The organism is Shewanella loihica PV-4 (assembly GCF_000016065.1).
GTDB lineage: Bacteria > Pseudomonadota > Gammaproteobacteria > Enterobacterales > Shewanellaceae > Shewanella > Shewanella loihica.
Map to the genome: position 1 here is coordinate 2,187,619 of NC_009092.1, position 21,713 is coordinate 2,209,331.

Here is a 21,713-nt window from a genome sequence, read left to right on the forward strand (position 1 = left end):
GGAGTCATCAATAAGAGTACAATCGCTGCTTAGGGGATGATGAATTGACCAAGACGAGCGTTCAAGACAGAGCGACCAAGACAACGCGATCAAATAGAGAGACCTGAACCTCAATGACGCAGCGAGAGAACGAAAAACCAGTACAGGTTAAAAAACCGGTAAGGATAAGTGGAGAAGCGTCAAGCACGGCTAAGGTGCTTCCGACCTATTACTACCTCAGCAATTTTCTGCTAATGCTTGAGGGCGTCGCCCGCCGCTATGGCGATCTCCTCGATGAGGTCGAGCTCGGCTTCGTCGATACCTTCTCAGCCTTGACCCCTGATGCCCAGTGCCTGCTTGTCAGGCTGATCTCACGCCAGGGCCCCTGGTTCTGTGAGGCTCAGCTAAATTACAGTGAGATCGAAGGGATCCCAGAGGCTATCTCCGAGCTTTTTAAGCACAGTCTTATCTGCTATGAGCAGCCCGATACGGCCTGGCTGCTGCAAAAGAGCACTAAGACGGAGCTAAGCCAGGCCTTGGTTGAGACAAGCCAAGCCTTGGTTAAGGATATCAAGCGGTTAAAGAAGAGTGAGCTTATCCAGTATGCCCAAGAGACAGGCTTGTTACCAAATCTGCTGAGGCGTTTGGCACCAGCACAGCATTGGTTCTGCCTTAGCCCTCAGGTCGTCTATCGCCGCTTCGAATTACTCTATTTCGAGCGCATGAGTCAGTCCTTGAGTCAGTTTATCTTGGCCGATCTTGGTATTCATAATTTTGAAGCGTACTCGACCAGCATCGCCAGTCGCAGCTTCAATACGCGAGCCGAGATAGAAGGCTTGTATACGTTGTCTAGCCTATACCAAGAGTTTGAAGAGGGTGGTCTGAGCGGCAAGCCCAGTGATATTGGTATCGAAAATTTTGATTCATTTTGTCAAAGGCTCACCGAACTGCCCGATTTCACCAAAGAGGCTGGCAATGAAAAGCTGAACCGCATGACCCAAGGGCTCTGGCTAATGGCGGCGCGCCAATTAGAGCGTTTGGGTCACTTTGAGCGCGCCTTAGCCCTGTATGGAAACACAAAGAAACCGCCTAGCCGGGAGCGCCAGGCTCGCTGCCTGAATAAGCTTGGCCGTGATGATGAGGCGTTAGAATTTGTAGAGCTGATGTTAGCGTCTCCTATGGAGGAGAGTGAGCGTCTGGTCGCCAGGCGTTTGCAGAAAAGCCTTCATCGCAGCCTGGGACGGGCGGCGCCCAAGCCTTGGCAAGGGGAGTTTGATACCTTCAAACTAGAATGTCAGCGCACAGCAAATGATGAGAACTTAGAAGGCAGAGAGTCAAACGCCGAGGGTGCTGGACGCGTTGAGCAATGCGCCGCCAGACACTTGAGCACTATGCAGGGTGAGCAGTTGCGGCTTTGTGTCGAGGTGGAGAACCGTCTCTTCTGTAGCCTGTTTGGCCTGGCCTTCTGGGACATTATCTTCACCGATGTTGGCGGCGCCTTCGCTAATTCCTATCAGAGCAGGCCGAGCGACATGTACCAGAGTGAGTTCTACCCAAGGCGCAAACAAGCGATAGATAAGAGACTCGCGGCATTGGCCTCGGGTGACACCCAGATGATCATGGAACATTTTCATCAAAAATGCGGCATCACCAACGACTGGGTGCATTGGCCATTGTTTGAGGAGTTAAGCTTTGATGCCTTAGGGTTGGAATCAGCCCAAAGCCGAGACAAGGATCAGACCCCCCTGTTACTGCAGCTGGCGCTGACAGCATTCAGCGGGGCCTTTTTAGCGAATCTGTTTCGTCAGATGCTGTTCGATCTGCGTTATTACCGCGCGGGCTTTCCCGATCTTATCTGTTTTCATCTAACTGCCGAATATCTTGCAATCGAACGTCACGCAACCGATGACGGGGCGCCAAACTTAATTGATAGCAGAGTCACAGCCGAGCTTATCGAGGTGAAGGGCCCGGGAGATGCCCTAAGAGATAATCAGACAGTCTGGCTGGATTGGTTTAATCGAAACGGCGTTAAGGCCAGCGTCTGCTATCTCTCTTGGCTCGACTAACATTGAGTAACCTTGACTAAAAAAGGGTGTTCGCTCAGGCGTTTTCATAACGCATACTCTTTATTACGAAGTGGTATAACTATATCTTTCGCTGTCCTAATGCCATGATTTTTTGCTAACCTCGTTAATAAGATACGAGACTTTTGTTAGTAAAGTCCGCCCCGCGCAAGCTATAAAGAAAGTGTTTAGCCAGCAGTGAAGGAACAATGATGTCAAGAGAACAGAAGATGCAAGGCGTTCAGCCGTCTGTAGAGGGGAGAATGAGATCCCCCATGATGGCCAAGCTTCTTTGGCTATCGATGGCAATGCTCGTTAGCTTGTCTATGGTGCAGCCGAGTCACGCTGCGCCGCGCTTGGATTTGAGCGCCAAGACACAAAGCGGCGAGCTGGTGTCACTTGAGTCCTATAAGGGCAAGGTGGTCTATGTGGATTTCTGGGCCTCCTGGTGCGCACCTTGTCGTGACTCCTTTCCCTGGATGGAGCTGATGCATCAACGCTATGGCGACAAAGGGCTTGCGATCGTGGCGATCAATCTCGATGAAGAGAGTGAGATGGCTGGGCCCTTTCTGGCCGATTTCAAAACTAGCTTCGATATCCTCTACGATCCCAAGGGGGAGATGGCCGGCCACTTTAATCTGCAGGGGATGCCCAGCAGTTATCTGTTTGATGCTGAGGGAAATCTGGTCAGCGAGCATCTGGGCTTCTTCAAGTCCAAGCAAGCTGCCGTAGAGCAGGAGATCCAATCTTTGTTGAAGAAGAGGTCAGCCGATGCGAACTGATTTAACGCTGCTGCTCATCTTGGTAGCTCTGCTGTCTGGCTGCGCCAATCTCGGCGTAAAGCCCTGGGAGCGAGGGCAGTTTGCTAGGGAGGATATGCAGCTAGAGGCCGATGAGATGGATATGGCGATAGAAGATCATATCTATTTCAGTAAGGAGGCCTCCAGTGGCGGCCGTACCCTTGCCGGCGGTGGCTGCGGTTGTAACTAGGTTGTTTTAAGAGATAACAGGGAATAAGGATGATCGCTTGAGCGACATGAAGGACAAGCCGACACCAAATCAACTCGGGACAGTAGAAAGCGCTTTGCTAAAAAGTGAATCGCTAAAAAGCGCCTCGCTAGAAAGCGAGTCTGTGATGGCATCTTTGCTGATGGCCAGCAGTCTGTTTCTCGGTGTCGGCGTGGCGGTAACCAGTGACAATGCGCTTGCAGGCGAACAAGCCGCCGAGACGCGCGATAATACCGCTGAGCAAGAGGAACAAGCGAGCGATCCGCTCTCCGGCGCGACCATAGATGCGGCCCTGGTCTACTATCAGGAGCAGGACAGGGTCACGGCGGCAGAAGGGATCATCAACTATCGTCAGGCGCTGGACGACGCCAATATTATCCGCGGTAAGATAGCACTGGACGCCCTGACTGGCGCCTCGGCCAATGGCGCCGTGATCCAGGCAAGCCCCCAAAGTTTTACCCGTCCGTCGGGAACCGGCGTCTATCAGGCGAGAGCCGGAGAACTGCCGCTGGATGACACCTTCAAGGATACCCGCTTGCAGCTCAGCGCCAACTGGCAGCATCTCTTCTCTGCCAAATGGCAGGTAAGCCTCGGTGGGTATCTCTCTCGCGAATATGATTACACCTCTCTCGGTGTCAATGCAGGGCTCGAGCACTCCTTCAATCAGAGCAATACCCAGGTGTTTGCCGGCGCGGCCTACTATTTTGACATAGTCAATCCAGTGGGCGGGCGGCCCGTCGGGATGAGTGAGATGGTGTTTCGTAATGACTTTGCCAACGAGGCCGAGTTTAGGCAGGCATTCGATGCCACGCGTTTCTATGACAGCGCCCTTAAACGCACGCTCGATCTGAATGTCGGGGTGACCCAGACGCTGAATCGTCGCTGGCAGGCTCAGCTAAGTTATGGCCTCTCCAGTGTGAATGGCTACCTTAATGACGCCTACAAGGTGGTTAGCCGGGTCGATAGTAGAGGGCAGGCCCTTGGCTATCACTATGAGCAGCGCCCCGACGAGCGGCTCAAACACAACCTTTATCTCATGACCAAGGGTGCCTTGGATAGCGGCGCGCTGACCTTTTCCTATCGCTACAGTAATGATGACTGGTCGCTGCAGGCCCATACCTTTGATGCCCGTTATCGCTACAACCTCACCGGCGCCGCCTATTGGCAATGGCAGTTTAGGGTTTATCTGCAGGACGCGGCCGAGTTTTATCACCTCTATCTCACTGAGGGTGAGCCCTTGCCCGAGTTCGCCTCGGCGGATCATCGTCTGGGTAAGATGCAGACCTATACAATAGGCGTCAAATATGGCCAGAAGTTAGAGCAGGGGATGCTGGCCAGTGTGCGGCTTGCCTACTATCAGCAGCGCCCGCAAAACCACGGTGTCGAGTTGCCCGGTGAGCTCGCCAGTTTCGATCAGTTCCCACGCCTCGATGCCATAGTGCTTCAATTTGGAATGCGATTTTGATCTCAACTAGTGAAGGTCTTAAATTGTCGCCGCTTGCTGATCTAGACGATCAACAGGCGGTTATCTCGGATGAAAGCGAATATCCGTTCGTCGATAGCCAATATGGACGCAAAAACCTTAAGGGACTGAGGGGCGAGTTCATGGCCATGGCCAGTCGCTGTGAGTTGCTGGCGCGCCCTAAGCAAGCAGGTAGCAAGGCTCAAGATGACAAGATTGACCAAGAGCGAATAACTCAGGCCTTCAGTCGCGCCATGGCCGAGGTTAAGTGCATCGAGGCTAAGTACAGCCGCTTTAGCGAGAACAGCGTATTAACTCAAATCAATCGCGGCGCCGGAGACTGGCAAGCGATCGACGATGAAACCCTTGGTCTACTCAAGTTTGCCGAGCATTGTTACCGACTTAGCCAAGGCCGTTTTGATGTGACCGCAGAGCCCGTATTGGCCCTCTGGCCATTCGGCGCTGGAGAGAGTGCAGCCCCGCCGAGTGATAGCAAGATAGAGGCAGCGCTTGCTCAGGTAGGCTTCGAGCGGCTGATTATCGAAGATAACCACTTTTTTCTACCTTATGGCATGGGGATCGATCTTGGTGGGATCGCCAAAGAGTACGCCGCCGACAGGGCTGTAGAGGTTCTGCGTCGTGAGCTGCCCGAATATGATCTCTTAGTGAATCTTGGCGGCGATATGATTGCCTCTCCAGGCTGCGAGAGGCCCTGGCAGATAGGGATAGAAGATCCCCACAAGCTAGATACCCCCGCACGTGTGGTGACGCTGAAATCTGGCGCGCTGGCCACCAGCGGACACTCCCGGCGTTATCTGCTGCACCAAGGAAAGCGCTATGGCCACATCATCGACCCCAGCACTGGGTACCCCATCAAAGGCGCGCCAATATCGGTCAGTGTGTTTGCGCCTTCTTGTGTCGTCGCCGGCATGCTGGCGACTCTGGCCATGTTACAGGGGGAGGGAGCCGAAGACTTTCTATCTCGTCAGGGCGTCGTTCATCACATCATCCGTGGCTAGCTTTCAGGTATTTAAGGTGAGGCACCGAGTCAATATTCATGCGCACTTCGCCCATTCTGGTGCTCGTTTATCCTGCATGACTCTGCTAGAGTGGTTATAAATCAATGACTTTAGTTTAGTAAGTCATCAATAATAGGTTTATCAGATGCGCATGCGCGTTTTGCCAAATAGATGCGCATGCGCACTAATAAAATGTTAGGCGGAAATGAAGAAACAACGACCAACTATTCCAGTAGGTACTTGGAAACTAGCTACGAACCTTGAGGCTACAAGACAGATTCAAGGCCAAGCAGGCGTTCCTGCTTACAAATGTGATTGTGAGTGGTGTACTAAATGGAGGCACTGCTTCTCTGAAGTGCTTCCCAATGATCTGCTAGATCAGTTAAGTCGCATTGGAATTGAGCTAGAGGCTCCGACAGACTTATATCGATATGATAGCGACGAAAATGGCTTCAGCATTAGAGTTGTATATCACGCTGTAGGAAAAATATTAGAAGGTCCAACCCAATGGACTAGCAATGATATGGGTGAAATGTTGATGTACTCAACACTTAGAGAAGACCCACATTTATCTTTGGTTGTTTTTCCTCAAAGCCAGTCACATGATGCTGGTCCTTCATTTAAAACTAAAAAAGAAGGCGATCTAATCCGCATTGATATGCGCCTTAAAGTTCCAAGCTAAGGTATTGCTGCAATGTACAAGTATCGCCTAACCAGGCCAAGCAATAGGACCCGCGCAAGCGCGGGCCTCTATTGGCGGCGTTATTGGTATTGGGAATTTATGCGTTTAGATTTAAAGTCATATATCATTAAACTAATTGATAGTAATGGTATTTTTGGTGTTATGAATAACACTAAGTGGAACAATTTGCTTGTAGCATTGAGCGATATCGATGAGCTACTAAGCTACCGAGTTACCTACATTGATGGGTCAACATGGCCGGAAAGTGACTCTAGCTATCAATATGCCAGTGAACTGGCACAAATATGGGGAAACTTTCGAGCAATACATTTTATTGATATTGACGCTCGTATCTCTCATTCAAGAGGCGTTTTGCTGGAGCCAGAAGTTCTAGATCATAGGGATAAGGTCATTGCTATATGTAAAGAGCAAAATACTAAAATATCTCTCACAGAGTGTGGTGTTAGAATTTGGGGCTATTTTCAGCACGGTAAAGATATAGAAATTTATAAATACACATAGCAAATCGTTCAAGAGCGACTCACAACGCGTGGCATTTTTGATATGCGTTGGGTTTAGTAATTACGGTGCATTGCAGAGGCTTTTGTATTGAGTTGCTCGCACCTTAACGCGGCGTTAGGTAGCTAATGAGATTCATAGTAATTTTTCTAGCTTTGTTAAGTTTTGAACTATTTGGAAAAACCATAGTTATTGGGCCGCCAGATGGTTACACGTTCTTTTGGGCGTTTAAGCCTAAAACAAAGCTCGATGAAAACGCCTTTGAGGCTGTTAAACAGCATCTCGCTAAAAACAACGGTGATGTATCAAATTACTACTTATCTAAAAATAAGTTAAACGTAGCAAAAGCAGTTTACGAATTTAGGGTAAAACACCATTCTGAATTTCGTAAAAGTAAAAATGTTATGTATATGCCTTTCTTAAGTGGTACTTTTACATACGATGTAAAAAGTAAAGTAGTAACGTTCATTCGAGAATAGCTACCTAACAAGGCAATCATGGATGGGACCTCTAAAGCTTGGCTAGCGCTCATTCTTCGCCATTATAGCTAAGCTTAATACGCCCCATATTGTGGCGTTAGTCCATTGAAATTGCTATCTGAAACCTGCGCCCATAAAAAAACGCCCCGTAGGGCGTTTTTTTGCAGAACTTGCTTTAGAAGTTCGCTGACTTAGGTGCGCGTGGGAATGGGATCACGTCGCGGATGTTCGATACGCCGGTCACGTAAGAGACCAGACGCTCGAAGCCCAGACCGAAGCCTGAGTGTGGCACTGTGCCGTAGCGGCGCAGGTCACGATACCACCAGTAATCTTCCTTGCTCAGACCCATCTCGTCCAGACGGGTATCTAGTACGTCCAGACGCTCTTCACGCTGGGCACCACCGATGATCTCACCGATGCCAGGAGCCAGTACGTCCATGGCCGCAACCGTCTTGCCATCTTCGTTGAGACGCATATAGAAGGCCTTGATATCTTTTGGATAGTTCTTCACGACCACTGGTGCCTTGAAGTGTTCTTCCGCCAGGTAGCGCTCGTGCTCAGATTGCAGGTCGATACCCCACTCGACATCGAACTCGAACTTCTTGCCGCATGACTTGAGGATCTCGATGGCGTCTGTGTAGTCTACCTGAGCGAAATCGCTGTTAACGAAGCTTTCTAGACGCTCGATAACTGTCTTGTCGACGCGTTGGGCGAAGAATTCTAGATCGTCACGACGCTCGTTAAGCACGGCGCGGAAACAGTACTTCAGCATGCGCTCGGCCAGACCGGCAACATCGTTCAGATCGGCGAAGGCCACTTCCGGCTCAACCATCCAGAACTCCGCCAGGTGACGGCTGGTGTTTGAGTTTTCGGCGCGGAAGGTCGGGCCGAAGGTGTAGATCTTCGACAGTGCACAGGCGTAGGTCTCGCCGTTTAGCTGACCCGATACCGTCAGGAAAGATTCCTTACCGAAGAAGTCTTCGCTGAAGTCGACCTTGCCATCGTCGGTGCGTGGCAGGTTTTCCAGATCCAGTGTCGAGACGCGGAACATCTCGCCAGCACCCTCACAATCAGAAGCGGTGATCAGCGGGGTAGAGACCCAGATGAAGCCTTCTTCGTTGTAGAAGTTGTGGATGGCGTGAGACAGACAGTTACGTACGCGAGCGACCGCGCCAATGATGTTGGTGCGTGGACGCAGGTGAGCCAGTTCGCGCAGATGCTCGATAGAGTGACGCTTGGCCGCCATAGGATAGGTATCAGGATCTTCAACCCAACCTGTGACCTCAACCTTAGTCACCTGCATCTCAAATGCTTGACCCTTACCTGGGCTCTCAACCAGTTCACCCGTCATCACGACTGAGCAACCGGCCGTGAGGCGTAAGATTTCGTCGTTATAATTGTCTAAGCTATTTGGCACAACGCCCTGAATGGGATCAAAACAGGAACCATCATATACGGCAAGAAAAGAGATGCCGGCCTTGGAATCTCGGCGAGTTCTTACCCAACCGCGTACGGTAACTTGCGAACCAACCGCAAAATCACCCTTAAATACAGAAGCGACAGATGCAATGCTCATTGTTGCTTAGTTCTCCAACGAAACGTTTTATTAAAAATTTTGGAGGTTTATATTACCTTGCTGGTGGCTTTTCTCAAGGGAAAAACAGCAGATAGATTGGCCTTAAGGCAAATAAAATGGGCATTTCAGCTAAGGCAGGCGAAAGCGTCATGAAAAAGCGGCCTTAATCTGCTGTTTATCCGTGAATGGTGTTAGGCTGGAAAGCTTGTTATGCTTAAAATATGGCCAGTTAATTCAGTGGGCTAAATGAAAAAAGTCAAAATTTTCCAGATTTTTTTAGGCACCTTGTCGATCTTAGGTTGGTCCTTGGCCGTGTACGCATTACTGCTCTTTGGTGAGGCCAGACCGGATCGCGCCGTGGGTTACTTTCTCAGTAAAGGGGCCAGCGTGCGCCTTACCTGGGATCCCACCATCACCCTGAGGCTGGAGTATGTGATCTGGAGCTGCGCCGCCATCAGTTTGATCAACTTGGCCTTTAACTTCTATGTGGCCCATCACAGCCGTATGGGCTACTGGTTCAATATCCCGCTGCTCTTGCTAACCTCCACCGCGGCAGGTCTTTATCTTAAGTTTTTTGTCTAGGGCGTCAGTCCGCAATCGATCACAGTATTCGCAGTTTGAAAAAATGCATAGACGAAGTGCTGGCTTGTGTAGCGTTGTTAGCTTTTCATTAGAGCGAACTTAGCTCGTTCGTCAATTGCCTATCTGGCGACAGAGCCTGTCTATCATGGCGGCGGTGGCGCCCCAGATAAAATAATCGCCATAGGGAATGAAGTAGACGGGGTAGTTCACGCCGCGGCGGGAAAACTGCTTCTGAATGCGATTGGCAGGATTTAACAGGAAACTCAGGGGCACGCTGAACAGCTCATCTACCTCGCCGGGATCGAGCACAGGCTCAAAAGCTTCTCTTACCACACCTATGATGGGCGCGATGGCAAAGCCGGTGAAGGTGTTAAACATGGGGTATTGGCCCAGCACCTCGACATTGTCCCGCGGTAGTGCGATCTCCTCAAACGCCTCACGTAGGGCGGTGTCGGCGTAACTGGCATCACTCTCTTCGACCTTGCCGCCTGGAAAGCTTATCTGCCCCGGATGGGCCCTTAGGTGGGTGGGCCGGCGAGTCAGCAGCAGCTCCAGCTCGCCACTGGCTTCCATCAGGGGAACGAGCACGGCGGCCTGTCGCAATGTGCGATGGATCTGCGGCCCTGTGTCTGTGGGCAGTTGGTGCAGAGCGTAGCGCCGTTTAAACTCGTCCAGTGTCATATTTGCCTAATTACTTGTCAGTTACTCAGCACGGGGAGGATCTTACTCACCTTATCATAACTCTCCTGATATTCGGCATCGACCTGAGAGTCCGCCACAATGCCACCGCCCGCCCAGCAGTAGAGACGAGGTGGCTCGGCCACCAAGGTACGTATGGTGATGCTGGTATCCATCTGCCTGTCCTGGCTGATATAGCCGATGGAGCCACAGTAGAGGCTGCGGCGCGATGGCTCCAGCTCTTCGATGATCTCCATGGCGCGGATCTTAGGTGCGCCCGTGATAGAGCCACCGGGAAATGCTGCCCTTAATAGATCGCAGGGGCTGTTGGGCGCAGCGAGATTGGCGGTGACAGTGCTCACCAGATGGTGCACCGCCGGGAAGCTTTCGATGGCAAACAGATGGGGCACCCGCACGCTGCCAGGGCTTGCCACCTTGCCGATATCGTTTCGAAGCAGATCCACGATCATCAGGTTTTCGGCGCGATCTTTCTCCGATGCCGCCAGGGCTTCGGCGGCGGCCTTATCGGCCGTGGCGTCGCTGGATCGCGCCATGGTGCCCTTGATCGGCTTGGTCTCTATGGCATCGCCCTTAAGCTTGATGAAACGCTCGGGCGAGATGGAGAGGATGGCGTGCATATCCAGGCGGATAAAGGCAGAGAAGGGCGCCTTGTTGCTGGCCCTGAGTTTAAGGTAGGCCTGCCACTCGTCACCGCGATACTCGGCCTCGAAACGCTGGGTAAGGTTGATCTGATAGCAATCGCCGCTGTGTAGATAATCCTGCACCCGATCAAACTTGTCTCTGTATTCGCCTTTAGTGATCTGTGGCTGCCAGTCACGGCTCAGGGCAAACTTCTCACCATTGGCTTTTTCGTTCGACGGCGAGCTTAACCTTGCCTCTAAATCGGCTAGACGTTCTTTAAGCGCCGTTTCACCTCGGTAGTGCACCAGAGACCAGGTCTGGCTCTGGTAGCAAAACAGCAGCGCCCAGTCATAGAGGCCGATATTCATCTCGGGAAGTTCGATATCTTGGGCTGCAATGGTGGGTAGCTTCTCGATGCGTCTGCCCAGATCATAGCTAAAGGTGCCCAGGGCGCCGCCGCTGAAGGGCAGCTCACAGGCATGTTGAGTCGGAAAGTAGTCGGCTATCGCCGCTTGCAATATCGATAAGGGATCGTCCTGGCTAATTTCAACACCGTCTTTAGATTGATTTTCTTCTGTAGCACTAGCCGCAGTGGGACGCAGATGTCTGGTATGGGTGACACCATCCTGGCTGGTGATGGTGGCCAGAGGATCGAAGCTGATGATGTCGTACCGGGCGTCTATATGATCGGCGCCGGCGGAGTCCAGCAGTATGGCCCAGGGCAGGTGAGCGAAGCAGTCAAATACCTCAATGGTGCTGAGTTGCCAGTCTAACTTTTGCAGTGCAACGCCTTGAGTCGACGAAAAATCCATCGATAACCCTTATCTAAAATGTGATGTTCCCCTAAAAGTCGCGAAAGAGTATCATATTGTGAACGGATTCAAAAAAAATACGCGACCCTGCAAAAGGGCGGTGAATAACCAAAACGTGAGTAAGGAAATGTCTGTGACTATAGAACAGCCCATCATCAAGCAAGCGGACCTCATCGAGAGTGTCGCCGACGCACTACAATATATCTCCTATTACCACCCTAAAGATTTCGTTGATGCCATGGCCGAGGCCTATGAGCGTGAAGAGAGTGCGGCGGCAAAAGATGCTATCGCGCAGATCTTGATAAACTCTCGTATGTCCGCCGAAGGCAAGCGCCCGCTGTGTCAAGACACAGGTATCGTGACCTGTTTCGTTAAGATCGGTATGGGCGTCAAGTGGGACAAGACAGACATGACAGTGCAGCAGATGGTGGATGAAGGGGTAAGACGCGCCTACACCAACCCAGATAACCCGCTGCGCGCCTCTATCGTTGCCGATCCTGCCGGTGGCCGTAAGAACACTAAAGACAACACTCCATCTGTGGTACACGTCGAGATGGTGCCGGGTAACCATGTTGAAGTCGCCATCGCCGCTAAGGGCGGTGGATCGGAAAACAAGTCTAAGATGGTGATGCTTAACCCATCAGACGATATCGCCGAGTGGGTCGAGAAGACACTTCCAACTATGGGCGCCGGCTGGTGTCCTCCAGGCATGCTGGGCATAGGCATCGGCGGCACCGCCGAGAAGGCGGCCGTGATGGCCAAAGAAGCCCTGATGGACCCAGTCGACATCCATGAGCTGCAGGCTAAAGGCGCCGAAACCGCAGAAGAGAAGCTGCGTCTGGATATCTTCGAGCGCGCTAACAAGCTAGGCATAGGTGCCCAGGGCCTTGGTGGCCTGACTACCGTGCTGGATATCAAGATCAAATCGGCGCCAACCCACGCGGCCTCTAAGCCTGTGGTGATGATCCCTAACTGCGCGGCAACCCGCCACGTACACTTCCACCTAGATGGTTCAGGCCCAGCCGAGCTGGAGACGCCTAAGCTGGAAGATTGGCCAGAGATCACCCGCGAAGCGGGCGAGGGCGTACGCCGCGTGGATCTTAATACCGTTACTCAAGCTGACATCGAGCAGTGGAAGAGCGGTGACGTGCTGCTGCTAAACGGTAAGATGCTTACCGGTCGTGACGCGGCGCACAAGCGCATTCAAACCCTTATCGAGAGCGGTGAAGGCCTGCCAGAAGGCGTCGATTTCACCGGTAAGTTTATCTACTACGTTGGCCCGGTCGATCCTGTGGGTGACGAAGTGGTTGGCCCAGCGGGTCCAACGACGGCGACCCGCATGGATAAGTTCACCGATCTGATGCTGGATAAGACGGGTCTGATGGGCATGATCGGCAAGGCAGAGCGTGGCCCGGCTACCGTCGAGTCTATCAAGAAGCACAAGGCGGTTTACCTGATGGCAGTAGGCGGCGCTGCTTATCTAGTGTCTAAGGCGATCAAGAAGTCACGAGTTGTGGCCTTCGAAGACCTAGGTATGGAAGCCATCTATGAGTTCGACGTGACCGATATGCCGGTAACCGTTGCCGTAGACAGCGAAGGGGTCAATGCTCACGAAACCGGCCCTGCCACCTGGCGAGTCAAACTTGCCTAACGCTGAGTAAAGCATGAAGAAGTGGGTGGGTTTTAGGTGAGTCAGGCGACTTGCTTAACCCCCCATTTTTGTTTAGTGTCTGTTGCGTATTTTGGCGACACTTTTGGCTTTAGGCGCCTTTTCTTAGCATTAAGCATTGTCGCCTTGCCGTTCAACCATAAAGATGACTATAACAATGAAAAAAACTGCAATCATACTTGCCTTGGCGACAGCCGGTCTGGTGTCTGGCGCTCACGCCGCAGCACCAGAGCCTTTCAAGGTACAACATCTCGTTAAAATGAATAAGCTGCATTCCAGTGCACTGTCTAATGACGGCACTAAAATCGTGTATGCAGTTAAAAAATTTGATGATAAGGGTGAGGCACAATCTGACCTTTATCTTCAGTCGCTGATCGATGGCAAGGTAAAACGCCTGACCTCGGCCAAAGGTACTGAGCATAGCGTTGCCTTTAGCGCAGACGATAAGAAGATCTACTTCCTAGCGGCGCGCGATGGCAGCTCACAGCTGTATGAGCTGGCACTCGATGGCGGCGAAGCGGTTAAGATCTCTAATCTGCCGCTGGACGTTGAAGGCTTTAAGCTGTCTCAAGATGGCGCTCAGGTCGTGATGAACATGCGTGTCTACCCTGAGTGTGACACCTTGCAGTGCACCGCCGACAAGCGAGAGCAAGAAGCCGAGCGTAAATCTACCGGCCGCGAATACAAGCAGCTGATGGTGCGCCACTGGGATACCTGGGGTGACCACAGCCGCAGCCACCTGTTTGTGGCAAAACTTGACGGCAAGATGATCGACACTGCCGTGGATGTGACTAAAGGCCTGGATACAGAAACTCCGCCACTGCCATTTTCTGGCATGGAAGAGGTGACCTTTACCCCAGACGGTAAGTATGTGGTCTACAGCGCCAAGGCGCCGAGCAAGTCACAGGCTTGGGAAACTAACTATGACCTGTGGCAGGTCTCAGTGCTTGGCGGTGAGGCGAAAAACCTGACCGAGAGCAACAAGGCGTGGGATGCCCAGCCAACCTTCTCGGCGGACGGTCGTTACCTGGCGTATCTCGCCATGAGCAAGCCAGGCTTTGAGGCGGATCGTTACCGCGTCATGCTGCGTGATACTGTGACCGGCCAAGAGAAAGAAGTGGCGCCGCTGTGGGATCGCAGCCCAAGCTCGCTGACTTTCGGCGCAGATAACCGCACACTTTATGTGACGGCGCAGGACCTGGGCCAGGTGAGCATCTTCGAGGTCAACACTCAATTTGGTGACGTGAAGACGCTGCACAACGATGGCAGCAACAGCATCCTGGGTGTGACCGGCGACAAGATCGTCTTCAACCACAAGAGTCTGGTTGAGCCAGGCGATCTCTATACCATGTCTCTCGACGGTCAGAATGTAAATCGCCTGACCGAGGTGAACAAAGACAACCTGGCCAAGATCAAGTTTGGCGAGTTTGAACAGTTCAGCTTCAAGGGCTGGAACAACGAAGAGGTCTATGGTTACTGGATCAAGCCTGCTAACTACAAGCAAGGCAAGAAGTATCCTGTTGCCTTCTTGGTACACGGTGGCCCACAAGGCTCATTCGGCAACTCATTCAGCAGCCGCTGGAACGCTCAACTTTGGGCGGGTGCCGGTTACGGTGTGGTGATGATCGATTTCCACGGTTCTACCGGTTATGGTCAGGCCTTCACCGACTCTATCTCTAAGGATTGGGGCGGCAAGCCGCTGGAAGATCTACAGAAAGGTCTAGCTGCGGTTACCGCTCAGCAGAAGTGGCTAGATGGCGATCGCGCCTGCGCCCTGGGTGGTTCATACGGCGGCTACATGATGAACTGGATCCAAGGTAACTGGAACGACGGCTTCAAGTGTCTGGTTAACCACGCGGGACTGTTCGACATGCGCTCTATGTACTATGTGACCGAAGAGCTGTGGTTCCCTGAGTATGAATTCGGTGGCACCTACCAGGACAACAAGGAATTGTTCGAGAAGTTTAACCCGGTTAACTATGTCGATAATTGGCAGACGCCTATGCTGGTGATCCATGGTGAGAAGGACTTCCGTGTGCCTTATGGTCAGGGTCTGGCGGCGTTTAGCTTCATGCAGCGTAAAGGGATCCCATCTGAATTGCTTATCTACCCAGATGAGAACCACTGGATCCTTAACCCAGACAACCTGGAGCAATGGTACGCCAACGTCCTAGGCTGGATGGATCGCTGGACCAAGAAGTAAGCCGAGATGACGACTCGCAAGATGCGGGTGATAATTTAGTCACCCGATCATAGAAAATAAAAAGCCAGAACTCAGTTCTGGCTTTTTTGTGTGTTTTTGTATGCGGTTAGCGCTTGCCCTAGTCTAGTTCACATGCGCTTCCAATGATAAACGGGCAGGGTGAGCAATCGTTTGCCTATATCGCGCCCTCATTCGACAAATTTGCACATGCCTAGTCCGAGAGATTCCCCGGTTCTGGGGTTGTAGCCAAATCGAGAGTAAAACGCTTCCTTACCGCAGGCGGCCAACAGCCCAATGGTGGCGCCGGGCATGGCGGTATCTGCAAGAAAGCTCTCTATCTCTTGCATAATAGATCTGCCTACACCTTGGTTTTGATACTCGGGTGAGATCACTATGTCTTGCAGATAAAAATACATAGCGCCGTCGCCCACAATACGGCCGTAACCCACAAGCTTCGAATCGATATGGGCGCAAACGTGAAAAAGCGAGTTATTCAGGCTTTGTTGAACCAGTCCAGGCTTGGGGTTTGTCCAGCCAACTGCAGTTCGCAAAGTCATGAACTCTTCGAGATCAGGTGCCCGGTTGCTTATTCTCACTTCCATCTTTCTCCTTGTGGTGTTTCCTCATCTTGCTAAAGATTTATCTGGTTGATTCATTTTATGATATTTTTTCTAACGCATTTGTAATGGGTCTTTAATAGACTTAGCCTCATGGCAACTAATAGCCAGTGAACATCCAATTTTCAAAGTCAGTCGCGTACGATGCAGATATATACATCCTCTGGGAGGCGAATAGCTTTTGCGCGTTCCATCCGAACAATCAAAACTGTGAGTCTGCAGATTTCTTTAATTAGCACACCTAGTGCGGGGAGAGTGAGTTAAGATGAAAGGTAAATGTCTGTGTGGAGATGTCGAATTTTACATAAGCGGATCTCTTCCTCATTTCTATCAGTGTCATTGTTCTTTATGTCGAAAATTGTCTGCGTCCTCGTCAGATACCGCCACATTTCTTAATAAAGCGCAATTTACATGGATTAAGGGGGAGTCCCTTGTTAATTCATACATCACTGAAACCGGTTATCGTTCTGATTTCTGTAGCAAGTGTGGCAGTACAGTCCCTCACCTGATGAGTAATAAAAAGCAGTATTGGATCCCAGCCGGATTACTCGATGATGCTAAAGATAGCCGTGTCGTGGCGCATCTGTTTGTTGAGTCTAAAGCCCATTGGGACATTATTGGCGACAGCGGTGCACAATTTGAAGAGATGCCTGATATGGAAACCCTTAATAACGCATTGCAAAGATCTAATTGACGATCACTTTAGGCTCATCATTTCTCAGTAAGACCCTATCAAATTAAGCGTGTTATCTCCGTCAGCGGAAACTGTGATGAGGCCTGAAAAATCTATGTCGCTTTCCAAAGTGGTCGGTCGAGATATGCGGCCAACTGTTTAGCGCTGGCTTCGATTTCTAACTCGCTGCCGTGATCCATCACATTGGCTCGCTCACCATTGCGAAAGACCAGATTAAGCTCATAGCTGCGATAGGAGCGATTGTTAGAGCGTATAGACTCACTGATGATTTGTAATGCGTAGATGTCGCTGAGTCGTCCCTGACGACTGGCATCACCTCTTTGAGAGCCATCGTAGCTTTTGCCGCAAAAATAGGTACCTAAGGCTTTATCGAAGGTCATGTGTTTCTTGCTGGACAGCATCAAGAGACTAACCCCGGTGAATAGGGCGCCAAGTATCGCCATGGCGATGCCACCACCAGATTCACCCTCGAGGAACAGGGTGGGACTGACGATGAAAAATATCCCTAAACCAGGAAGCAAAAACATCGAATATAGAATAATAGCCGTGACTGAGTGCTTAATAACAATCCGGCCTTGGGTCTCGACCATATCTTGTGTTTTAAAGTTTGCACCGCCAGATTTCAGCGGATCCCAGCTGGTCTTTTCGGCGACAGGGTCATCCGTGTCAGCTAATTTCAATTCGAACTTGTTGATTCGTATGTCCTTAATGGCGCTCATGGGCGTTTCCTTCTATGGCATTACTCCTTAATGGAAAGAGTGTAATGCTATGGGAGTATTGAGTTTGAATCTCAGTGTCGGCGTCAGTTATGACTTGTCATCTTCTATGCGGTTATCGGCTTCTCAAGCGAAAATCATTTCAGGCAACAGTCATCTCAAGCAACAGGCACTTTTAGCGACAGGCATTACTCTCAGAGTGAGTAAACAAAAAGTCCTTTTTATGTGGCATCTCCTATCATCTATCACCTCTTAAGAACTGCGCATCTAGCCAGTTTTGTTACCAAACTCTAGAAGTGATAATGCAATTTTACAATAACTTAGCATCGTCTTTGGCTGGTTGCCAATAGGTTGAATTAGGGAGAGCGTGGGAGAATTGCTAAGCAAGAGTGCTAGTCGGTCGCTTGCTGTGTGATTCACCGCGAGCTCAGGTATCGCTGAGCTCGCAAATGCATCTGGATTATAGCTTAGGGGAATTCTGGGGACTTGCTTTCGATGCTGCGACGCTTAGTGCCCTGGCATGCCGTCGTTGATGCGATACCAAGAGGTGAGGCTGTATCTGTCGTGGTGCGACAGGGAGACCTCGTGGGGAAAGAGTTCGCTTAAGAAGATCACCATGGTACCGAACCTTGGCTCGACAACCTGGAATGGGGTTGTTTCGTCGCCTTCGTACATCAGTAGCTCACCGCCGTGGCTGGTTTGCCAGTCGGGGTTGAGATAGAGGATGCTGGTGAGCTTGCGGTTAGTCTGGCCCCTAAAGGCGTCGAGATGACGTTTATAGAAGGCACCGGGAGCGTAATAGGCCAGCATGGCTTCCTGATCGAACAGGCCCAGATAGAGATAGCGGTTGACGGCGAGGCGAAGCTCTTCAGACCAATCGAAGTAGTCTTGTGCGAACTCTACCGACTCGTTTAACCAGCAGATCTTGTCCCGGCGAATCGACTCGACGACCTGTTGGTCTTGCTGACGACCTATGGCGGCGGCCTTAAAGTCTTCCTCGGCAAGTCCCGTGATGCCATCCAGCAGTTGTTGCAACATAGACTGAGCCAAGACGTTGTGCAGCACGACATAGCCGTGGGTAGCGAGCCGATCGCAGATATCGGCAAACAGGAGATCTTTGAGTTCTGAATCTGATGTTAAATCAGACGTTAAGTCTAAATGTGCTGTCAATGGCTTAGGATCCTAACAAGGGGTGGAGCCTTATAGCCTTAAGCTGACAGTCTTGCTAACTAATAATTTTTGTGGTCAAGGTAAAAAGCTTTTTCACTATTTAATTCTATTTTAAAACAGAAGGATAGTACTACTCTGAGGGATGCGTGTTGCTGAGTGAGAGGCATAAAAAAGGTGCTCTATGAGCACCTTTAGCTAATGATTAAGACTGGTCGCAACGCTAGCGCTCGCGTGAGTCCCTCAAGCGATTAGACGGCGTCTTGATACTTCTTACCGTAGAAGCTGGCGGTGAGGATCGCCTTGAGCTCGGCAATCAATGGGTATCTTGGGTTTGCCCCGGTACATTGATCGTCGAAGGCATCTTCGGCAAGTTCGTCGAGTTTAGCGAAGAAGTCGGCTTCGTTGACGCCTGCTTCTTGGATCGAAGCCGGAATGCCAATCGTCTTCTTGAGTTCATCGATTTTTTCGAGCAACGCTTCCACTTTTTCTTCATCGCTAATGCCTTCGCCTGTTGCGCCTTTTAATTTGAGATGTTCGGCTATCTTTGCGTAACGACAAAGGGCCTTGGGTCGGTCGTACTGGCTGAAAGCGGCTTGCTTAGTCGGTAGATCGGTTGCATTAAAGCGGATCACGTTGCTGATCAGCAGGGCGTTTGCCAAACCGTGTGCCAGGTGGAACTCGGCGCCCAGCTTGTGTGCCATAGAGTGACAGATCCCCAGGAAGGCGTTGGCGAAGGCGATGCCGGCGATGGTGGCGCCGTTATGTACCTTCTCACGGGCAACTGGAGCCTGAGCACCCAGTGCGTATGAGTCTGGTAGATACTTAACTAACAGATCCAGCGCCTGCAGTGCCTGACCGTCGCTGTATTCGTTGGCCATCACGCTGACATAGGCTTCCAGCGCATGGGTGATGGCATCGATACCACCGAAGGCGGTAAGCGACTTTGGCATGTCCATGACCAGGTTAGGGTCGACGATCGCCATGTTAGGTGTCAGCTCATAGTCGGCAATCGGATACTTCATGCCGGTCTGCTCGTCGGTGACTACGGCGAATGGTGTCACCTCTGAACCTGTACCCGAGGTGGTAGGAATCGCCACCATCTTGGCCTTCTTGCCCAATTTCGGGAACTTGTAGATGCGCTTACGAATATCCATGAAGCGCAGCGCCAGATCGGCAAAGTCGACTTCAGGATGTTCATACATGACCCAGATGATCTTGGCTGCATCCATCGGCGAGCCACCGCCTAGGGCGATGATCACATCGGGCTGGAAGCTCTTAGCCACACTGGCACCTTGGTTAACGATCGCCAGGGTTGGGTCGGCCTCTACTTCGTAGAAGACTTCGGTTTCCAGGCCCTGAGACTTCAATATCTTGATGGTCTCGTCACAGTAGCCGTTATTAAACAGATACTTGTCGGTAACGATCAGCGCGCGTTTCTTATCGCTTAGCTCTTCGAGGGCGATAGGCAAGCTGCCGCGGCGGAAATAGATAGAAGAGGGGAGTTTATGCCACAACATATTTTCGGCTCGCTTAGCGACAGTTTTCTTATTGATCAGGTGGCTAGGACCTACGTTTTCTGAGATGGAATTACCGCCCCATGAGCCACAGCCCAGGGTGAGTGATGGCGCTAACTTGAAGTTGTAAAGATCGCCGATGCCGCCTTGTGAGGCCGGGGTGTTGATCAGAATACGCGCGGTTTTCATTCTAAAACCGAAAGTTCTTACCCGCTCTGTCTGAGTATCCTGGTCGGTATAGAGACCCGATGTGTGGCCTATGCCGCCCAGTGTCACTAAGGCTTCGGCCTTGTTGAGCGCGTCGTCGAAATCGCTGGCGCGGTACATGGCCAGTAGCGGAGAGAGCTTCTCGTGGGCGAAGGCCTCGCTTTCGCTGATCTCGGTTGCCTGACCAATCAGCACCTTAGTGCTGGCGGGCACCTTGATGTTGGCCATGGCCGCTATGGTCGCGGCGCTTTGGCCTACGATGTCGGCGTTGAGCGCACCATTTTTAAGGATCACCTTCTGCATCGCCTTGGCTTCTTTGCTTGAGAGCATGTAGCCGCCATGGCTGGCGAAACGCTCTTTGACAGCGTCATAGACGGCGTCGACCACCACCACGGCCTGCTCTGACGCACACACCACGCCGTTATCGAAGGTCTTTGACATCAGGATAGAACTAACCGCGCGTTTGATGTCGGCGGTCTCGTCGATAACGATAGGCGTGTTACCCGCGCCGACACCGATTGCTGGCTTGCCTGAAGAGTAGGCGGCCTTCACCATCCCTGGGCCCCCTGTGGCCAGGATCAGGTTGATCTTGTCATGGGTCATCAGTTGGTTAGACAGTGCCACGCTGGGCTCATCGATCCAGCCGATAATATCTTTCGGCGCGCCGGCTTCGACCGCCGCCTCGAGCACCAGGCGGGCGGCGGTAGTGGTTGAAACCTTGGCTCTTGGGTGCGGCGAGAAGATGATGCCGTTACGGGTCTTGAGGCTGATCAGCGCCTTGAAGATAGCGGTAGACGTTGGGTTAGTGGTTGGCACTATGCCGCAGATGAGGCCAACGGGCTCGGCGATGGTGATGGTGCCGAAGGTTGGGTCTTCCTCTAGGATGCCACAGGTCTTGTCATCCTTATACTTGTTGTAGATGTATTCGGAGGCGAAGTGGTTCTTGATCACCTTATCTTCCAGTACACCCATACCGGTCTCGTTGGCCGCCATCTTAGCCAGGGATATACGGGCATCGGCCGCCGCCAGGGCGGCGGCGCGGAAGATTTTATCGACCTGCTCCTGACTAAAGTTGGCAAATTGTGCCTGGGCCTTGGCGACCCGTTCGACCAGTTGGTCGAGTTCCTGTTGGTTGCTAACAGTCATAATAAGATCCTTGGAAAAAAATTTAGCGAAAATTGGTTTTGGCTAAATTCTCTTTATGAAGGAAAATTACACTTTTGGCGGGGCGCTAACCGTGATCGGCGCCGCAAAACCGCCTGTTAATGTAATAAAATAACATTGTGAGCACAATGTGACGGCTTTCACTGGGTTAATTTTAGTCGGGTAAAAATAGAATATTTAAGTCAAAGTTGTGAATTGTGATAGAAAATCTCGTTTTTCCACGGAGGAGCAATACTGTACAGTAGGCGTTTTTCAACC

19 protein-coding genes are annotated in these 21,713 nt (G+C 51.5%); 12 read left to right on the forward strand and 7 right to left on the reverse strand.

Features of this window, described 5'->3' with window-relative positions:
• Positions 1–194 precede the first annotated feature (194 nt).
• From SHEW_RS09800 to SHEW_RS09830, 8 genes are all read left to right on the forward strand, one after another.
• Positions 195–2,045, forward strand: a complete 1,851-nt coding sequence (locus tag SHEW_RS09800; RefSeq protein ID WP_041406621.1) for a VRR-NUC domain-containing protein — start codon at positions 195–197, stop codon at positions 2,043–2,045.
• Positions 2,046–2,251: 206 nt separating this feature from the next.
• On the forward strand, positions 2,252–2,824 hold the full coding sequence (locus SHEW_RS09805; protein ID WP_223294782.1) for a TlpA disulfide reductase family protein: 573 nt from the start codon (positions 2,252–2,254) through the stop codon (positions 2,822–2,824).
• Positions 2,814–3,032: a DUF4266 domain-containing protein gene (locus SHEW_RS09810; protein WP_011865694.1), complete on the forward strand. Its 219-nt coding sequence runs from the start codon at positions 2,814–2,816 to the stop codon at positions 3,030–3,032. Before SHEW_RS09805 ends, SHEW_RS09810 begins: the two co-directional genes overlap by 11 nt.
• A 145-nt stretch (positions 3,033–3,177) precedes the next feature.
• The gene (locus tag SHEW_RS09815) at positions 3,178–4,515 is read left to right on the forward strand and encodes a DUF3570 domain-containing protein (RefSeq protein ID WP_190272417.1); all 1,338 of its coding nucleotides are present in this window, start codon (positions 3,178–3,180) and stop codon (positions 4,513–4,515) included.
• Positions 4,516–4,538: 23 nt separating this feature from the next.
• On the forward strand, positions 4,539–5,531 hold the full coding sequence (locus tag SHEW_RS09820; protein ID WP_011865696.1) for an FAD:protein FMN transferase: 993 nt from the start codon (positions 4,539–4,541) through the stop codon (positions 5,529–5,531).
• A 205-nt stretch (positions 5,532–5,736) separates the two neighbouring features.
• The gene (locus SHEW_RS20405; protein WP_083764352.1) at positions 5,737–6,213 is read left to right on the forward strand and encodes a hypothetical protein; all 477 of its coding nucleotides are present in this window, start codon (positions 5,737–5,739) and stop codon (positions 6,211–6,213) included.
• A gap of 99 nt (positions 6,214–6,312) precedes the next feature.
• Entirely contained in the window at positions 6,313–6,735 is a 423-nt protein-coding gene (locus tag SHEW_RS09825; RefSeq protein WP_049766575.1) for a DUF6678 family protein, read from the forward strand.
• Positions 6,736–6,860: 125 nt separating this feature from the next.
• Entirely contained in the window at positions 6,861–7,211 is a 351-nt protein-coding gene (locus tag SHEW_RS09830) for a hypothetical protein (RefSeq protein ID WP_041406622.1), read from the forward strand.
• 175 nt (positions 7,212–7,386) lie between these two features.
• Here SHEW_RS09830 and asnS read toward each other — a convergent pair whose 3' ends face one another.
• Positions 7,387–8,787 carry an asparagine--tRNA ligase gene (gene asnS / locus SHEW_RS09835; RefSeq protein ID WP_011865698.1) on the reverse strand — a complete coding sequence of 467 codons (1,401 nt, stop codon included), beginning with the start codon at positions 8,785–8,787 and terminating at the stop codon, positions 7,387–7,389.
• A 246-nt stretch (positions 8,788–9,033) separates the two neighbouring features.
• On the opposite strand from asnS, the gene SHEW_RS09840 reads away from it, so the two are divergent.
• On the forward strand, positions 9,034–9,369 hold the full coding sequence (locus SHEW_RS09840) for a hypothetical protein (protein ID WP_011865699.1): 336 nt from the start codon (positions 9,034–9,036) through the stop codon (positions 9,367–9,369).
• A 111-nt stretch (positions 9,370–9,480) separates the two neighbouring features.
• Here SHEW_RS09840 and SHEW_RS09845 read toward each other — a convergent pair whose 3' ends face one another.
• Both SHEW_RS09845 and pabB read right to left on the reverse strand, forming a co-directional pair.
• Positions 9,481–10,050, reverse strand: coding sequence for a CoA pyrophosphatase (locus SHEW_RS09845; protein WP_011865700.1), 570 nt, complete (start codon positions 10,048–10,050; stop codon positions 9,481–9,483).
• 17 nt (positions 10,051–10,067) lie between these two features.
• Positions 10,068–11,501 carry an aminodeoxychorismate synthase component I gene (gene pabB / locus SHEW_RS09850; protein WP_011865701.1) on the reverse strand — a complete coding sequence of 478 codons (1,434 nt, stop codon included), beginning with the start codon at positions 11,499–11,501 and terminating at the stop codon, positions 10,068–10,070.
• 127 nt (positions 11,502–11,628) lie between these two features.
• On the opposite strand from pabB, the gene SHEW_RS09855 reads away from it, so the two are divergent.
• Positions 11,629–13,152: a fumarate hydratase gene (locus tag SHEW_RS09855; protein WP_011865702.1), complete on the forward strand. Its 1,524-nt coding sequence runs from the start codon at positions 11,629–11,631 to the stop codon at positions 13,150–13,152.
• A 175-nt stretch (positions 13,153–13,327) separates the two neighbouring features.
• Positions 13,328–15,373 (forward strand): dipeptidyl-peptidase 5, encoded by a 2,046-nt coding sequence (locus SHEW_RS09860; protein ID WP_041406623.1) that lies wholly within the window; start codon positions 13,328–13,330, stop codon positions 15,371–15,373.
• Positions 15,374–15,561: 188 nt separating this feature from the next.
• Here the strand turns inward: SHEW_RS09860 and SHEW_RS09865 are convergent, their stop codons facing one another.
• Positions 15,562–15,975 carry a GNAT family N-acetyltransferase gene (locus SHEW_RS09865; protein WP_011865704.1) on the reverse strand — a complete coding sequence of 138 codons (414 nt, stop codon included), beginning with the start codon at positions 15,973–15,975 and terminating at the stop codon, positions 15,562–15,564.
• A 280-nt stretch (positions 15,976–16,255) separates the two neighbouring features.
• Here SHEW_RS09865 and SHEW_RS09870 point away from each other — a divergent pair, with 280 nt between their 5' ends.
• Positions 16,256–16,684 (forward strand): GFA family protein, encoded by a 429-nt coding sequence (locus tag SHEW_RS09870; protein ID WP_011865705.1) that lies wholly within the window; start codon positions 16,256–16,258, stop codon positions 16,682–16,684.
• Between the two features lie 92 nt (positions 16,685–16,776).
• Here the strand turns inward: SHEW_RS09870 and SHEW_RS09875 are convergent, their stop codons facing one another.
• The 3 genes from SHEW_RS09875 to adhE all read right to left on the reverse strand — a co-directional run bounded on the left by SHEW_RS09875 (position 16,777) and on the right by adhE (position 21,437).
• A complete protein-coding gene (locus SHEW_RS09875) occupies positions 16,777–17,403 on the reverse strand; it encodes a hypothetical protein (protein WP_011865706.1) in 627 nt (208 codons plus the stop codon).
• A 504-nt stretch (positions 17,404–17,907) separates the two neighbouring features.
• Positions 17,908–18,570, reverse strand: a complete 663-nt coding sequence (locus tag SHEW_RS09880; RefSeq protein WP_011865707.1) for a 2OG-Fe(II) oxygenase — start codon at positions 18,568–18,570, stop codon at positions 17,908–17,910.
• Between the two features lie 248 nt (positions 18,571–18,818).
• Entirely contained in the window at positions 18,819–21,437 is a 2,619-nt protein-coding gene (gene adhE / locus SHEW_RS09885; RefSeq protein WP_011865708.1) for a bifunctional acetaldehyde-CoA/alcohol dehydrogenase, read from the reverse strand.
• Positions 21,438–21,713: the final 276 nt, after the last annotated feature.

Bases quoted from the DNA above. Each gene is read 5' to 3' on its own strand.
- SHEW_RS09805 (WP_223294782.1), top strand. From the start codon at position 2,252: ATGATGTCAAGAGAACAGAAGATGCAAGGCGTTCAGCCGTCTGTAGAG.
- SHEW_RS09810 (WP_011865694.1), top strand. From the start codon at position 2,814: ATGCGAACTGATTTAACGCTGCTGCTCATCTTGGTAGCTCTGCTGTCT.
- SHEW_RS09815 (WP_190272417.1), top strand. From the start codon at position 3,178: ATGGCATCTTTGCTGATGGCCAGCAGTCTGTTTCTCGGTGTCGGCGTG.
- SHEW_RS20405 (WP_083764352.1), top strand. From the start codon at position 5,737: ATGAAGAAACAACGACCAACTATTCCAGTAGGTACTTGGAAACTAGCT.
- SHEW_RS09825 (WP_049766575.1), top strand. From the start codon at position 6,313: ATGCGTTTAGATTTAAAGTCATATATCATTAAACTAATTGATAGTAAT.
- SHEW_RS09830 (WP_041406622.1), top strand. From the start codon at position 6,861: ATGAGATTCATAGTAATTTTTCTAGCTTTGTTAAGTTTTGAACTATTT.
- asnS (WP_011865698.1), bottom strand. From the start codon at position 8,787: ATGAGCATTGCATCTGTCGCTTCTGTATTTAAGGGTGATTTTGCGGTT.
- SHEW_RS09840 (WP_011865699.1), top strand. From the start codon at position 9,034: ATGAAAAAAGTCAAAATTTTCCAGATTTTTTTAGGCACCTTGTCGATC.
- SHEW_RS09845 (WP_011865700.1), bottom strand. From the start codon at position 10,050: ATGACACTGGACGAGTTTAAACGGCGCTACGCTCTGCACCAACTGCCC.
- pabB (WP_011865701.1), bottom strand. From the start codon at position 11,501: ATGGATTTTTCGTCGACTCAAGGCGTTGCACTGCAAAAGTTAGACTGG.
- SHEW_RS09855 (WP_011865702.1), top strand. From the start codon at position 11,629: ATGTCTGTGACTATAGAACAGCCCATCATCAAGCAAGCGGACCTCATC.
- SHEW_RS09860 (WP_041406623.1), top strand. From the start codon at position 13,328: ATGAAAAAAACTGCAATCATACTTGCCTTGGCGACAGCCGGTCTGGTG.
- SHEW_RS09865 (WP_011865704.1), bottom strand. From the start codon at position 15,975: ATGGAAGTGAGAATAAGCAACCGGGCACCTGATCTCGAAGAGTTCATG.
- SHEW_RS09870 (WP_011865705.1), top strand. From the start codon at position 16,256: ATGAAAGGTAAATGTCTGTGTGGAGATGTCGAATTTTACATAAGCGGA.
- SHEW_RS09875 (WP_011865706.1), bottom strand. From the start codon at position 17,403: ATGAGCGCCATTAAGGACATACGAATCAACAAGTTCGAATTGAAATTA.
- adhE (WP_011865708.1), bottom strand. From the start codon at position 21,437: ATGACTGTTAGCAACCAACAGGAACTCGACCAACTGGTCGAACGGGTC.